This window comes from Amycolatopsis balhimycina FH 1894 (assembly GCF_000384295.1).
Classification (GTDB): Bacteria; Actinomycetota; Actinomycetes; order Mycobacteriales; family Pseudonocardiaceae; genus Amycolatopsis; species Amycolatopsis balhimycina.
Map to the genome: position 1 here is coordinate 6,715,645 of NZ_KB913037.1, position 15,157 is coordinate 6,730,801.

Sequence of the window (15,157 nt, forward strand, 5' to 3'; positions counted from 1 at the left end):
GTCCGATGATCGGTGTATCCCCGTAGACGCGACACCCGCGAAAGGGGTTTCTTGATGCGTCAGAACCGCCCTCGCACGCTATCCCAGCGCCTTGCCCGCGCAGCGCTGGCCGGCGCCACACTCCTCGCGATCATCGGCACGGTACAACCCGCCGCCGCAGGACAGCCGGCCGTCGCACCACAGCCGGCCGTCGCGGCCGCAGCTGCCGGCGCCGCCGCGATCGCCTCGGTCGACCTGGCCGGGACGTGGAGTTTCACGCCGACGGGTCGGGGGGCGACCTCGATCACCGTGCCCGGCGGCGGCTGGTACAAGCAGGGCTTCACCGACGTGAACGAGGCGGTGTACTCGCGCACCATCACCGTGCCCGACTCGGGTCAGCCGCAGTCGACGTGGATCGAGTTCGGGGCAGTCAATCACCAGGCGACGCTGTCGGTCGACGGCCGGGTGGTGGCGACGCAGACCACGTCGTTCACGCCGTCGAATTTCGACATCACCGCCTACGCGGCCCCCGGTAGCACCCACACGATCAGCGTCGCCGTGAAGGGCCGCGGCGCGTTGAAGGCATCCAACGGCCGGTACCTGGTGCCCGACGCCGCCGACTGGTCCGAGGCGGTACCGCAGGGGATCTTCCGGTCCGCGTTCCTGCGGACGTACCCGGCGGTGTCCGTCAGCGACACATTCGTGCGTACGTCGGTGGCGAACAAGACGTTGAGCTACGACGTGTCGGTGCGCAACACGTCGGGCAGTTCCCGGTCGGTGACGTTGACCGGGTCGCTGTCGTCCGGCAACGGAACGGCTTTCAGCTATCCGGAACTGCCCAGCCGTACGGTCACCGTGGCGGCCCACTCGACCGCGACCGTGACCGTCGGGCCGGTCGCGTGGAACCTCGACAGCACCTCGTACTGGTGGCCCAACGTGCCGTACCGGCCGGGGTACCGGGCGCAGCTGCACGGGCTGACGGTGCAGGCCGTCGCCGATGACGGGCACACCAGCGACGCCACCTACCGGTTCGGGTTCCGGGAGGCCACCCAGAACGGTGACTACTACTACCTCAACGGCGTGCGCGTGAACTTCCGCGGCGACAACCTCCAGGGTGCCGACTACGACCGGATCAACAACGGCGGCAAGGGCGACGCTTACGACACCCTGCCCGGCTTCCTGCCCCCGTCGCCCGGCGACGGCGGCTGGCCGCAGGCGGTCGACAACTACCAGCGGCTCAACTACAACGTCGTGCGGATCCACCAGGAGCCGGCCAGCCCGTACATGCTCGACGTCGCCGACGAGATGGGCCTGATGGTCATCGGCGAGACCGCGATTCGCGGCTCCTCCGGCAAGCAGGATTGGATCGCCGGGCACGACAACATGGTCAACCACGCCCGTGCGCTGGTCCTGCGCGACCGCAACCACCCCGCGGTCATCCGCTGGAGCCAGGCCAACGAGCCGAACCAGAGCGGCCAGGATTCCGAACAGTTCGAGAAGGACCTGTACGCGGCGATCAACGGCAACGATGGCACCCGGCCGGTCATTGCCGAGGTGGGCGTCGACGGGAATCTCAACGGGTATCCCGGGATGACTTACGCCAACTTCGCGGTGATCCCGCACTATGTCGACGGCTTCGGCAGGTACGGGGAGGGCCTGAAAACCGGGAACGGGCGGCCCGACGGCGAGGGCGAGTACATCTGGCCGGCCTGCAACAACAAGCAGGGCTTCGAGTGGTTCGCCACGGCAACCCTGGCCAAGCGCGGCAAGAACGCCACCGACCTGCGTCCGTACACGCTGCTGTCCGCCTGGGCCGGTGTCGTGCCCGGAGTGCGGACCACCGACTTCACCCCGGAGGAGGGCGGTCACCCCATCTACGGCGCGGACAACCTCCCGGACCCCTGGAGCAACCCGCAGATCCAGCGCGTGCAGGCGGCGTTCAACCCGGTGGCCGCGGTCGACCTGCCGTTCTGGTCGGCCTCCGGCGCTTCGGACGCCAACGGCACCTTCCCCCTGCCGCAGGCCGTGCCCAGCTACGCCCGGAACGCCACGGTCACCCGCACCATCACCGTCTTCAACGACGACTTCGCCGACACTTCGGTGGGTTTCACCTGGACGGCGCGGCTCGACGCGCCGGACGGCGCGGTCGTCGCGTCCGGAAGCACGACCCTGACCGTCCCGCTCGGCTCGCGGGTCACCCAGCCGGTGTCCTTCACCACCCCGGCCACCGGCAACCGCGTGTACCTGCAGCTGTCGACCACGAAGTCCGGTATCCCCGTCTTCACCGACGCGGTGGAGTACTTCAACCTCGCCGGAGGCGGCGGAGACGGACCCGCACCGGGCACTTACCGCATCGTCAACCGCAACAGCGGCAAGCCGCTCGCTGTCGCGGGCAACTCCACCGCGGACGGTGCCAAGGTGGTCCAGCAGAGCGGCACCGCCACTTGGACCGTCGCCACGACCTCCGACGGCTCCTACACCCTCCAGTACGTCCCGAGCGGAAAGGTGCTCGACGTCAACGCCAACAGCAGCACGGCCGGGCTGCAACTGCAGCAGTGGACGGCCAACGGCGGCACCAACCAGATGTGGTACCTGCGGTCCACCGGCAACGGCTACTACACCATCGTCAGCCACGACAGCGGACTGGTGGCGGACGTCAACGGTGCGGCGACGAGTGACGGGGCGCAGGTCGTGCAGTGGGCCGCCAACGGTGGGGCCAACCAGCAGTGGCAACTGAACCGGGCCTGACCGGACGGCCCGGTTATCGCCTGCTGCCGCGGCGTCGACGCTATACGACCATTCGACCCGACGCCCCGTCAGTAGTGCGTCGCCTTCCTCGCCCGCCTCACCCGGATCTGGCTCGCTTTCCCACGACACGTCTGCGGTCCCCGCCGGCAGAGTCGCCAACGCCGTCACCGAGTGTGGTCGACAGGGGGCGGGTGGCGCCGGTTGTCCCCTCTTCGCCACGGCGGAGGTCACCCGCCAGCGAGCCGAGACCGGCGGGAACACCGCACCGCTGCGGCGCCGAGGGTGGGGTAGTGCTCCAGTTTTGCCCCAGCATGAGCACAAGATCACGCCGTAAGACGATCACTGAAGATCGAAGCGGGAATGCAGAAAACCCCTCCGACCAGCCGGTACGGCTGAAACGAAGGGGTTCGTCTCGATGTGGAGCTAAGGGGACTCGAACCCCTGACCCCCTCACTGTCAGTGCCCCAGTAAAATTAGTGAGAGAAATGGCCGTGCTGGATCGAACATCCTGCGCACCCGGCAAGCGACACGGGGCTTGGAGCCACGGAGCACTACAACGCCGAGCAAGGCCGTGTAGCCAGCCCACTCTCATGAGCGGCGTCGTTTGAGGGCTTTTCCCGGGTTGAGGTGCCGCAGAGAGCGGCTCGCCGGGACGCACGCTCTGCGGCATGAGCGGATGCGGTGACATGACGGCAACCGTCGGTGAGCCGTGCGATCAGATCTAGCCCTGTAGTACTAGCCGGGTGCCCGTCGCAGCCGCGTGCCCGGAAACGCTACCGGGACGGGCGAAGGACCGGGATCGTGCGGTCGAGACCCCGCAGGGCCAGCGGGCGGAGGATCGCGCGCTGCCGGGCGACCAGCGCGAACTTCACTCCGGGCCGGTGTGCGTGCTTGGCCTGTGCGCCCAGCAGGTCCAGGACGCGGGCCGAGTAGAAGGACACGGCGGTCAGGTCCACGCGCGGGGCTACGGGCCACAATCAGAGTTCGCCCGGCACGAGCCGGCGAAGCCGGGGAAGGTCGGACAGGTCGAGGCCCCCGGCCAGGGCGATCACGATCGACTTCTCGGTGCGGGTCACGGTCATTGCGGGACGGCCGGCAGGGCGCACGACGGTCAGGCGCGATGGCGGGCATTGGTGTGCATAGTGTTCGTTCCCTCCTCATAGTTCACCCCGCCAAAGAAATCCGTCGCCGGGCATTCCTGAAATTGCCCGTCCCAGCGGGACAAATTCAACATACCTAATGTTTCGACAAAACCGAAGAATCAACAGAAGTGAACCATAAGCGCAGATCAAGCGCACTCCCGCACTGCTAGCCCAACTGATTCGACTGAACGGACGAGTGACAATCCAAAGCTATCCTGCTAGCGTGTTCCGTGGAGCACCTTCGCCGAAATTAAAGCATCTCACAACGATTGCTGCTCGGCCAATAGTAAGTTAGAGCAAAATAGTGATCGGAGGACTAGTTTCTGTAAAAACTGGCCTTTCCTGGCCACTGTCAGGTCCCAGTCGAATCCTTCGTTGGCTGCTTCGCGGCCGACACCCGCCGCTTCGGCCGGGGCGGGCGCGACGCCCTTCTGCACGGGCGTCGCCGCCGCTGAGCAGGGGGATCCGAACACGAGGAGAAGCATGAAAGCCATGAAACTCATCGCTGCCGCAACCGCTGTCACGGTGGTGGCAGCGACTTTCGCAGACGTCCCGTCGGCTGAGGCAGCCCTACCGAATTCCGAGATGGTCGCGGCGATGCAGCGCGACCTCGGCCTCACTCACGGCCAAGTGCTCGTCCGGTTCGCGAGCGAAGACGCCGCGACCAAGGTCAGCGCGGTGCTGGAGAAGGCGCTCGGCGAGCGTATCAGCGGTACCAGCTTCGACGCGGCGACCGGCAAGTCCCGGGTCGCGGTAACCGATCCGGCGCTCGTCGACCGGATACGCGCGGCCGGCGCCGAAGCACAGGTCGTCCGGTTCAGCGCACGCCAGCTCGACTCGATCGTGCAGACGTTCAACGCCCGCGAGAAGGCCGCGCCCAAGGCCGTCACCGGCTGGGGAATCGACACCGTGAACAACCGGATCACCTTGCGTGTCCTGACCGGACAACGGAGCGCCGCGGACGCGTTCGTCCGACAGTCCGGTGTGGACACTGCGGCGGTAGCCGTGGCGGAAACCCCGGCCGCACCCAAGCCGTATTACGACGTGCTCGGTGGCGACGCCTACTATATCGGCGGTTCGGCCCGCTGCTCAGTTGGATTTGCGGTGAACGGCGGCTTCCTCACCGCGGGCCACTGCGCGGCGCTCACCGGCGGCGGTGCGGTGTCCGGCTACAACCATGCCGCCATGGGCTCGTTCTCCACTTACCGCTTCCCTGGCGATGACTACGCGTACGTGCAGGTCAACAGCGACTGGACCCCGGTCGGCCGGATCAACACGGGCCAGCGTGTAGGCCCTCCCAGCGACCTCCCGGTCGGCACTTCGGTGTGCAAGTCCGGTTCCACCACCGGCTGGACCTGTGGCACGATCCAGGCCAAGAACCAGACCGTGCGCTATCCGGAAGGCACCGTGACCGGCATGGTGCTTACCGACGTCCGGTCCGACCACGGCGACTCCGGCGGTCCGTACATCAGCAGGTCCATGCCGCAGGGCCTGCTTTCCGGCGGCGATACCGTCAACAGCTACTACTACCCAATAAACGCCGCGCTCGCGGCGACCGGCACCCAACTCGTTCACTGACCCGGCTCCGGGAGTACCTGCACCCCCCACAGAAGCAGCAGGTGGCAACAGGAGGGGACCTGGCGGGAGAGGGCGTTCAACGCCGAGGACGCCCTCAAGGCCGCCAACGCGGAGATCCTCACCCAGCGCACCCGCATCGGCGAACTCCTCGGCCAGATCCGCGACCTGCAAGCCAAATGGACCGAAGAGGCCATCCAGCGGATCACCACCGAGAACACCACCCTCAAGCAACGCGTCCGCCAGCTCATCACCGACAACCGCACCCTGGAGGAACGCCTGACAGCCGCCCGCTCCAACCTGCGCTTCCAAGACCGCCGTGTCGCCGACCTGGAGGCCAAACTCGCCGATCCGACCACGCTGGCCTGAGCACGATGCTCCGCTTCGCCCGAGCCCCAGCCGGCCACCGACCCTGGTGACCTGGCCATGTCCGCCTGCAAACGAATGTTCCCAGCTAGTGTGTCGCGCCGTAAATTCGTTGACAGCGCGGCTGCGAGGGCGAGCGTCCTGAATGACTCATTCAGGTCTTCGGAGGTCCTGAATGAGTCATTCAAGACCTTTGGCCGGGGCCGGCGAGCCTCGCCGGGGCTGAGCGAGCGCCCTGACTCCAGCGGCCCGAGCGCCAAACAACTTGCGACGCGCGACACTAGGTACATACAGGTCCACATGCCGTGCCGGTTGGCCTGTTTTCCACGAGTCGGCGCCGGCTTCGAAGGCCGTTTTGACGCGGCCGTCGACGGCGTAGCTGAACCGGGTCAAAGCCTCGACGTTCCAGAAGGCGCTCACGGTTTCACCGAGCCGCGACACCCGGCGCAGAACCTCGGGCCGCGAGCCCTGAAAGCCGTTGACTTCGACCGCGATGACGTACTGGCCCCGACGGACCACGGCGACCGCATACGCCCCGTCGAGGTCGTTCCCCGCTTCCGCGGACGGGATGGTTCGGGCCTCGCCTGCGACCCCGCCGAAGCCGCGCACCACGGCGTCGACGTCCGTCGTTTTCACCATGGTCACGCAGGCGGCTTCACCCAGTGGGCTCGTCGACAGCCAGCCGAAATCATCCTCGGTCACTTCTCCTTTGCAGTGGCCTGGATGGGAAGTTGCGAGGCGGCAAGCGGACGGCTGGATACGCTGTTCCGATTCCGGACCTCGGTCTTCGACGTGACCTTCACGGTCGGTGCCGGCGAAGGTCTCGATGCCGTGGAGAACGTCGATGCCGAAGTTCGCTTGCTGGCTGAGGTGGAACGCCTCATATCTCAAGGAGAAGGAAAGTCGGTACGGCGGTATTGCGCAGCCGTTCATTGTGGCCGTTGGCAAGGGGCTGTCCGCGACGCCGTCGGTCAGTCCACCTGCGCGACGGTGATCACGACGTTGCCGATTTTCTGCCCGGTCTCCACATACCGGTAGGCATCGACGATCTGGTCCAGTGCATACCGACGGTCGATGACCGGCGTGAAGTCCCCGGACTCGATCAGCTCTCGCAGGTGGCGAACGATGGCCTGGTTGTCCCGCGGGAACGCGAACTTCACCCTTCTGCCGCGCAGCAGCGGAGTGACCAATGCCAAGATGAGGTTCTGACCCCAGGGCCCCAGCTCCGAGGACAGATATACGCCACCGGGTTTGAGCAGTCGTCTGCAGCGGCCGAACGTGCTCTTGCCCACCGCGTCGAACACCGCGTCGTAGGTCTGCTCGTCCTCGGTGAAGTCCCCTGCCGTGTAGTCGACGACCCGGTCCGCGCCCAGGTGTTTCACCAGCGCCAGGCTCTCCGTGGCACACACTGCGGTCACGGTGACGTCGAGACTCTTCAGCAACTGCACGGCCGCCGAGCCGATCCCACCGGTCGCGCCGTAGACGAGGACGTCCTGTCCGGCCCGGGTCCCCGCGTGCCTGATGCACGCGAGCGCGTAGTGCGCCCCCTCGGTACCGGGAGCGGCCTGCTCGAAGGTCACGCCCGCCGGCACGGTCGCGATCGACCCGTCCTCCGGCACCGGCAGGTACTCGGCATGCGCGCCGAACGCGCCCTCGTTGTACCCGAACACCCGGTCGCCGACCGAGAAGGACGTGACACCACGGCCGACCGCCTCGACCTCCCCGGCGAACTCGGTTCCCATGATCGTCCGCCGAGGCCGGGCGATGCCGGTGAGCAGTCGCATGAAGAAGGGCCTGGCCGCCCGGTAGGCGCAGTCCGTCCGGTTCACCGTCGTCGCGTGCACCCGGACGAGCACGTCCCGGTCCCCGACCGCCGGCCTGTCCACCTCGCGGATCCGAACGACCTCCGGCGGGCCGTACCTGGTGTGCACCGCAGCCTTCATACGAGACCTCTTCACACCTTCTCTGCCTTACGGCGTAAGGTAAGCATATGTAGCGAGGTACAGGCAAGGGTTGAGGAAAGTTCAGTGGGTGGTGTGGGCGGAGCGCGCACTTGGCAAGACACCTGCTCTGCGGCGATGACCCGGTATTGATTCTGGTGGAGCGGGGATGACGCGTGCCGTGACGTGGGCCAGTTCGCGGAGCTGATCGTTTTCGAGTGTCAGGCGTTGGGTCTGGGCGCAGGCGAGGTCCAGTTGGCATGGATGTGCTGGCGAGCAGCCAGGCGATGTCGTGTTGGCGGCGCCGCAGGCGGTGTGCCGGCAGAGTGGGAAGCGACGCAGGATCGGCCAGGGCGTTCTCGGGCCGGTCCTGCGCGCGCTGCAGCGCGGCGGCGTTGCCGGGCGTGAGCGCCACGTTGGCGCATTCGATCGGATGGCACCACGCTGGCGTCGGCACGGTGGACGCCGCGGCTCGAGACGGTGGTAGGCATCTCGCGGTGGCGGCGGTGAACACACAGGTCGCGTAGGTGCCGGGGTGGAGGGCCTGCCGCGGCCGGAATGACGCCTCGGACCGACGATCGACCGAGTCGAGTGACGCGCCGGTGCCCGGACCCCGGCAGGGCACCGGCCCCTCGAACCTGCCGAGACGCCGGACACCGGCGATCGCCGAACGCATCCGAGCGTTCCGCATCACAGCGCCTACCGGTGAACGCATCCCGTTGACGGTCACCGTCGGTGCTGCTTTCTATCCCGTGATTCCCGCACCCATTCTGGACGCCTGACTCTGGCGGCTATGTGACGGCGAGCGACCGTACCTTGTTGTTCCAACTCCCACTGGCGAAGCAAGTCCTCATGTCAGGACAGTTGCTGGCCTTCGGCACGGGGTGGTTGCCGAGAAACCCGGTCTGGTCGAAGACCGTGACCACGCAGTAGGAGTAGGCCTTGATGACGAACGAGGTGATGTCCTTGTTCACGGTGGAGCCGGTGGAGAAGAAGTCCTTGCTCAGGTCGCCGGAGGACGCCTCGTTGACTGTGACGTCGTCGTCGCAGTAAGCCCGGCCGTCAGTGCGGTAGTAGTTCTTGTACCCGCCGGTGTAGTTGACGTCGTCGAACACGGTGAGCAGCGGAGTGATGGCGGCGGCCGCCTGGTGGGACTCCAGCGCCTGCTCGGAGGCGAAGCATTTCGCAGGCCCGCCCTCGAGGGCCTGAAGGCAGTAGTTCCCCTGCGGAGTACCCGGCTGGGCGTCGGTCGCGGACGCGGTGGCCGCTCCGCCGAGCACCGCGGTCGCCACGATCCCGGAGGCCGCGACCGCCGACGCGAGCCGTCGCTTCAGTCTGTTCATCGTCACTCTCCCCTTCCGTGCCGGCTTGGGCCGACATCGCCGGTGATCGTGCCCGGCCGTTCGTCAGCATTTCTGCAGGCGAGCTTGTAATGCCTGGTCAGCGGTCGTTGACGGCTCTCGAGCGGAGACGCATCGGCTACCCTGGGACGTGGTCTTGTCGAGGGGGCGGCCCATGAGCACGGTGGTGCGGTTGCTGGGCGAGGTCGACGTGCTCGTGAACGGGCGTCCGGTCGACCTCGGCACCCCGCGGCAGCGGTGTGTCCTGGCGGTGCTGGCGCTCGAGGTGGGTCAGGTGGTGCGCGCGGACCGGCTGGTCGAGCGCGTCTGGGGTGCCGACGCGACGCCGCGCACACGGACCACTCTGCACGGCTACATCTCGCGGTTGCGGGCGGCGCTGGCGGGCGCCGACGGAGTCAGCCTCACCCGCCGCTCCGGCGGCTACGTCCTGGTGACCGAGCCCCAAGTGTCCACAGTGGACCTCTTCCGGTGCCGTGAACTGCGAGCGAACGCCCGCGCCGACGAGGAACGTGCGACGGCGCTGCTGACCGAAGCGGTGGACCTGTGGCAAGGAGAAGCGCTGACCGGGCTGACCGGCGAATGGGCCGAAGCCGAACGCGAGCGACTCGAGCGGGAACGGCTGGCCACGGCGCAGGACCTCGCCGACGCGCGGCTCCGGCTCGGGCTCGGGCTCGGGGAGGAAGCCGTGGACGAGCTCGCGGCGCACGCCGAGGCGCATCCGCTGGACGAACGCACCGCAGGCCAGTACCTCCTGGCGCTGCACCAGGCTGGGCGGACCGCCGAGGCGCTGAACCACTACCAGCGGGTTCGCGCCCGCCTCGCCGAGGAGCTGGGGACCGACCCCGGCCCCGCGCTGCAGGAACTGCACTGCCGGCTCCTGACCACCAAGCCCGACCGGCAGAGCCCACCATCGCGATCCGTTCCGCACGAGCTTCGCGCCGCGCCCGCGTCGTTCGCGGGTCGCGCCGACGACGTACGCCGGCTCGACGCCACACTGGACGCCGCGAGGGCGAGCGGCACGATGATGCTCGCCGTTGTCCGAGGCACCGGCGGGCTCGGCAAGACCTGGCTGGCCCTGCACTGGGCGCACCGCCGGCTCGACCGGTTCCCGGATGGCCAGCTCTTCGCCGACCTCGGCGGCTTCGGCGCCGGCGCACCGATGACCCCGGCCGCGGCGCTCTTCGGCTTCCTCGCCGCGCTCGGTGTCGAGCCGGATTCGATTCCGCCGGACCTGCACGGCCGGTCGGCGTTGTTCCGAACCTTGACTGCGGGCAAGCGGCTGCTCGTGGTGCTGGACAACGCCGCCGGCACCGATCAGGTCGTGCCGCTGCTGCCCGGCGGTGCGTCGTGCGCCGTGGTCGTGACCAGCCGCAACGGGCTCGCGGGCCTGGTCGCGGCGCACGACGCCCGCAGCGTTGCGCTGGGCGTCCTTCCTATGGCGGACGCTCGCGAGCTGCTGGCCGCCCGGCTTGGTGCCGCCCGGGTCGACGCCGAGCGGGAGGCGGTCGACGAACTGGTGGGCCTCTGCGGTGGCCTGCCGCTGGCGTTGAGCGTGCTGGCAGGCCGGGCTGGGGCGCGGCTGTCCGCCCTGGTCGGGGAACTGCGGGAGGTGGGCCTGGACGGCCTGGCCGACGACGACCCGGCCGCGAGCCTGCCCGCAGTGCTGTCCTGGTCGTACGCCGCGCTGACCGACGACCAGGCCACCGTGTTCGGATTGCTGGCTCTTGCGCCGGGGCCGGACACCGCCCTGGTCACTGCGGCGAACCTGACGGGGTTGCCGCTGGCACGAGCCCGGGCCGTGCTGCGCGGCCTCGAGCAGATGTCACTACTCGAGCATGACCCGGACGGCCGCTACCGGATGCACGACCTGGTCCGCGCGTACGCGGCCGAAACCGCACGGACGCTGCCCGGCGGCGTGCGGGACGCGGCCGTGCGCCGGGTCCTCGGTTTCTGCGCCCACACCGCCTACCACGCCGGTCTGCTGCTGGACACACATCGCGGACCCGTCGACCTCACTCCGCCCGAGCCCGGTCCGTACGTCCTCGAGCTGTCCGGTGCCGAGGCCGCCATGGTCTGGTTCGAAGCCGAGCGCGCCACCCTGCTCGCCGTTCAGGAAGCCGTCGCGAGCCGGGACTGGCACAAGACTGTGTGGTGGCTGGCCCTGTCGACCGACACGGCCCGCCAGCGGCGAGGCCACCGCCACGACCGTCTTGCGGGATGGCGGGCCGCGGTCGACGCTGCGACGTCGCTGCCGGGCCCGGCTCCCGCGCTCATCGCCCGCCGGCACCTTGGGCGCGCGTGCGCCGCGTTGGGACGGCGCGAGGAGTCGGTCCGGCACCTGCGGCACGCCGTCGGTCTCGCCGGAGACCACGACGACCGCTACGAACTGGGCCACGCCCACCAGTCCCTCGCCCGGACGCTGGAGGGGCACGACGACGAGCTGGCGCTGGCTCACGCCATCGGGGCGTTGCGCCTGTTCGAGGGCCTCGGCCTGCCGGTGTGCACGGCCCACGGCCACAACGCTGTGGGCCGGCACGCCGCCCACCTCGGCGACCACGACGCCGCCCGCGGCCACTTCGACGTTGCCCTGACTCTGCATCGCGACCACGGCAACGCCGCGGGGGAGGCCGAGAGCCTCGACCGGCTTGCCCGCCTCGAACACGACGCGGGCAACGAGGCCATCCGGCTGCACGGACGGGCGCTCACCCTCCGACGCGGTCTCGGCCACGTCCCGGCGTCCGCCGAAACGCTCGACCGTCTCGGCCTTTCACACGCTGCCCTCGGACGGACCGGCGAGGCGCGCGAAGCGTGGCAGGAAGCTCTAGAACTGTACCGGGGCCAGGGCCGGGACGAAGAGCGCGAACGGGTGGAGCATCGGCTCGGCGGGTTGGGAGCCGCTCGGCCCGGGCATACTCGTGCTTCAGCTGTTCACAAAAAGGGGGAGAAATGAAGAAGATCCTCACGCTCGCCGGGATTGTGGTCGCGGCGGCGGTCCTGGTGGTCGCCCCGGCGGCCGCGGCACAGCCGGCCGAGCCGGTGTCGCGGCCCGACTGCATCGGGTGCTGGGAGTAGCCCGGCCACAGCCGGTACTGCCGCGGGAAGCGGCGGTACCGGCTCATCGGTTCACGCCGCAGCGTCACCAACGGCGGATCAGTCATTGCTCGGCCCGAATGTCGAGAAGGGCCTCTCAGGACGAACATGCGGATCAACGGCCTGGTGGGCGTTGCTGTCGGACTCGACAATTGCGGTCAGGGAGCACGGTCGAGCCGCTCGAACCTGGACGAACGCCCCCTCATCGGCTTCTTGTCTACTGGTGGCACGACCGCAGCCGGGCCAGGCTCGGTCGAGGTGATCGGCGGGGTCGCTCTCTCATCGGCTGCCCATGAGCGAGCGCAGGAAGCGGCAGTCTGTGAAATTGGCTGCCCGGCTACCGGATGCCGCCCGTGGCCCTCCCATAGGCTGGTGGCGTGGTGTCGAAGGGGTGGGCAGTCGCGGTCATGGAGCCGGCACCTGGCGGGGGTGGCCGGCGCTGGACGGGGTGGCGATGGGTGGTCGCGGACGTCAGTCCGCACCGGCTTGGTTGGGTGGTCAGCAGCCAGAGCGAGCGCGACCTGCGCACCCGCGAAACCACGAACGCGGCGGTGTGCCACGGGTCGTTGCCGCGCACGAACGCTCGGGGACAGTGCGGTGGCTGTCCGTGGCGATGTGGCGTTGCTGTCCGAGCAGGGGTAGGACGATCGGTTCACGATCAACGCCGGGGGCACCTACTTCACCGTGCGGAAGCTCGTCCCGCTGCTGCGTGAGGGCATTAGCCCCGGCCCGATCGACACCGGCATCCTGGAGACGTCGATGTCGACCGCCGCCGCCGCGCATCCCGGGCGCCGATGACCGCGAACAACCCCATGCTGCGGTTCAGGGACCCCGTGAGGTTGCGACGGCGGTGGTCTTCCTGGCTTTCGATGCCACCTACATCACCGGCGCCGAGTTCCCGGTGGACAGCGGCGCGTCCCAGCTCTGATCCCGCTCAGTCGGGCACGACCGGCAGGTGGAACCGCATGCGCAGGCCGTGGTCCAGCGGTTCGGCGGCGACCTGCCCGCCGTGGGTCTCCACCACCTGGCGCACGATCGCCAGGCCCAGCCCGGATCCGGGCATCGACCGGGCCTGGGTGGAGCGGTAGAACCGGTCGAACACGAACGGCAGGTCGGCCGCGGGGATACCGGGGCCTTCATCGGTGATCGAGAACTCGCCATCGGTCACGGTGATCGTGATCTCGCCGTCGGGTGGGCTCCACTTCACCGCGTTGTCCACGAGATTGCCGATGGCCCGCTCGATCGCGTCCGGGTCGACGTGCACGAGGCACGGGGTCAGGGCGGAGGTGAACCGAGGGGCTGAGGTTCGCGTGGCGGCCTTGGCGATCACGGTCTTCGCCACCAGGTCGAGCCGGGTGTCCTCGGTGCGGGCGGTGTTTTTGCCGTAACGGGCGAGGTCGACCAGGTTGTTGATCAACGACCGCAGTTCCCGTGCCTGGCCGATCGCGTCCTGCACGAGCGCCGGGGCCTCGGGCGCGCGCAGGCCGTCGCCGTCGGCGAGCAGTTCGAGGTTGGTGGTGAGGCTGGTCAGCGGGGTGCGCAGCTCGTGTGAGGCGTCGGCGACCAGTTGCCGCTGTGTCCGCATGGACGCGTCCAAAGCAGTTGTCATGGCGGCGAAAGCCTGACCGAGGTGGCCGATCTCGTCACGTCCGGTCAGGTGGTCCACGGGCGCGGTCAGGTCGTGGGTCGCGGTGATGTGCTCGACGGTCCGGGTGAGCTGCTGGACCGGCCGCAGCACCCGGCGCGCCGCGAGCCGCGCGGTCACCGCGGCCACCAGACCGCCCCCGAGTGTCAGCGCGACCAGCAACGCTGCCAGCGAGGCCAGGATGGCGGTCTGGTCGTCCTGCCGCTGGGCGACCCGCATCAGTCCACCCGGCGGCTTGCCCATCCCGGAGGTGAGGAGGCGGTATTCGACGCCGTTGTAGGTCGTGTCCTGGAAGTACGCGGGCTGCGTGCCGTTGGCGACGTCCGCGTCCCGTTGGGTGATCTCGACGAAGGCCTGGTTCGAGCCGGGATACACCGGGCCGCCGACGAACTGGACCAGCATGCTGCCCAGTTCGACCGGCTCGTCGATGGGGATCTTGTCGCCGGACTCGGCGACCTTCTGCTTGAGCTGGCGGGCGAGGGAATCACCCTCGCTGATGCTCTGCTTCAGCGACGCGTCGACCTGTTGACGCATGATCGACTGCACGGCCGGGTAGACCACCAACGACGCCACGGCGAGCGCCAGCAGCACGACAAGTCCACCCGCGAGGCCAACCCTGGTGCGCAAGGTCATGGTTCTTCCCGTAACACGTATCCCAGGCCGCGCACGGTCTGGATCAGCCGGGGCTCACCGGCGGACTCCAGTTTTCCGCGCAGGTAGGAGATGTAGACCCACAGCTGGTTGGATGCGGGCCCGAAGTCGTAGCCCCACACCGATTCGAAGATCAGCTCGCGGCTCAGCACGCGCTGTGGGTGGCGCAGGAACAACTCCAGCAGCGAGTACTCGGTGCGAGTCAGCTCGATCGCCCGTCCGTTCCGCTGCACCCGGCAGGTGGTGGTGTCCATCTCGATGCCGGCGAACCGCAGCACCTCCTGGACCGCGCCGCTGCGCCGCAGCAGGGCTCGCAGCCGTGCCCGCAGCTCGTCCAGCGCGAACGGCTTGACCAGGTAGTCGTCGGCGCCCGCGTCCAGCCCGGCGACGCGGTCCTCGACCAGGTCGCGCGCGGTGAGCATGAGAATCGGCGTCTGGTCGCCACGGCGGCGCAGCCGTCGGCAGATCTCCAGGCCGTTCGGTTCGGGAACCAGCACGTCCAGCACGATCACCTCGGGCCGCGACCGGCCGAGCTCGTCCAGCGCCTGCACGCCGTCGGCCGCGAGGGACACCTGATAGCCGTCCCGGCGCAGCGCATGCTCCAGCGAGCGGCGGACGGCCTCGTCGTCATCGACTACCAGTACACGCACGCGCCCAGTA

11 protein-coding genes are annotated in these 15,157 nt (G+C 68.7%); 4 read left to right on the forward strand and 7 right to left on the reverse strand.

The window, feature by feature from the left end:
- Nucleotides 1–54: 54 nt before the first annotated feature.
- A complete protein-coding gene (locus A3CE_RS55460; RefSeq protein WP_020643950.1) occupies nt 55–2,727 on the forward strand; it encodes an RICIN domain-containing protein in 2,673 nt (890 codons plus the stop codon).
- Between the two features lie 773 nt (nt 2,728–3,500).
- Here A3CE_RS55460 and A3CE_RS0130785 read toward each other — a convergent pair.
- Together A3CE_RS0130785 and A3CE_RS56790 are read right to left on the reverse strand one after the other, a co-directional pair.
- Complete coding sequence (locus A3CE_RS0130785; protein ID WP_020643951.1) at nt 3,501–3,683, reverse strand: STAS domain-containing protein; 183 nt, start codon at nt 3,681–3,683, stop codon at nt 3,501–3,503.
- A 446-nt stretch (nt 3,684–4,129) separates the two neighbouring features.
- Complete coding sequence (locus A3CE_RS56790) at nt 4,130–4,354, reverse strand: hypothetical protein (protein ID WP_125591592.1); 225 nt, start codon at nt 4,352–4,354, stop codon at nt 4,130–4,132.
- On the opposite strand from A3CE_RS56790, the gene A3CE_RS0130795 reads away from it, so the two are divergent.
- Entirely contained in the window at nt 4,353–5,447 is a 1,095-nt protein-coding gene (locus tag A3CE_RS0130795; protein ID WP_026469037.1) for a S1 family peptidase, read from the forward strand. The genes A3CE_RS56790 and A3CE_RS0130795 overlap by 2 nt on opposite strands.
- A gap of 543 nt (nt 5,448–5,990) precedes the next feature.
- Here A3CE_RS0130795 and A3CE_RS0130805 read toward each other — a convergent pair.
- The 3 genes from A3CE_RS0130805 to A3CE_RS0130815 all read right to left on the reverse strand — a co-directional run bounded on the left by A3CE_RS0130805 (nt 5,991) and on the right by A3CE_RS0130815 (nt 9,093).
- Nucleotides 5,991–6,512, reverse strand: coding sequence for a DUF6461 domain-containing protein (locus A3CE_RS0130805; protein ID WP_020643955.1), 522 nt, complete (start codon nt 6,510–6,512; stop codon nt 5,991–5,993).
- Nucleotides 6,513–6,781: 269 nt separating this feature from the next.
- Complete coding sequence (locus tag A3CE_RS0130810) at nt 6,782–7,696, reverse strand: NAD(P)-dependent alcohol dehydrogenase (protein ID WP_245589613.1); 915 nt, start codon at nt 7,694–7,696, stop codon at nt 6,782–6,784.
- 845 nt (nt 7,697–8,541) lie between these two features.
- On the reverse strand, nt 8,542–9,093 hold the full coding sequence (locus tag A3CE_RS0130815; protein ID WP_125591585.1) for a hypothetical protein: 552 nt from the start codon (nt 9,091–9,093) through the stop codon (nt 8,542–8,544).
- Between the two features lie 172 nt (nt 9,094–9,265).
- Here A3CE_RS0130815 and A3CE_RS51880 point away from each other — a divergent pair, with 172 nt between their 5' ends.
- Both A3CE_RS51880 and A3CE_RS59370 read left to right on the forward strand, forming a co-directional pair.
- Entirely contained in the window at nt 9,266–12,061 is a 2,796-nt protein-coding gene (locus tag A3CE_RS51880; protein ID WP_020643958.1) for an AfsR/SARP family transcriptional regulator, read from the forward strand.
- Nucleotides 12,058–12,183: a hypothetical protein gene (locus A3CE_RS59370; protein ID WP_020643959.1), complete on the forward strand. Its 126-nt coding sequence runs from the start codon at nt 12,058–12,060 to the stop codon at nt 12,181–12,183. Before A3CE_RS51880 ends, A3CE_RS59370 begins: the two co-directional genes overlap by 4 nt.
- A 952-nt stretch (nt 12,184–13,135) precedes the next feature.
- Here the strand turns inward: A3CE_RS59370 and A3CE_RS0130835 are convergent.
- Entirely contained in the window at nt 13,136–14,479 is a 1,344-nt protein-coding gene (locus A3CE_RS0130835) for a sensor histidine kinase (protein WP_051183799.1), read from the reverse strand.
- Complete coding sequence (locus A3CE_RS0130840) at nt 14,476–15,147, reverse strand: response regulator transcription factor (protein ID WP_020643962.1); 672 nt, start codon at nt 15,145–15,147, stop codon at nt 14,476–14,478. Before A3CE_RS0130840 ends, A3CE_RS0130835 begins: the two co-directional genes overlap by 4 nt.
- Between the last annotated feature and the right edge of the window lie 10 nt (nt 15,148–15,157).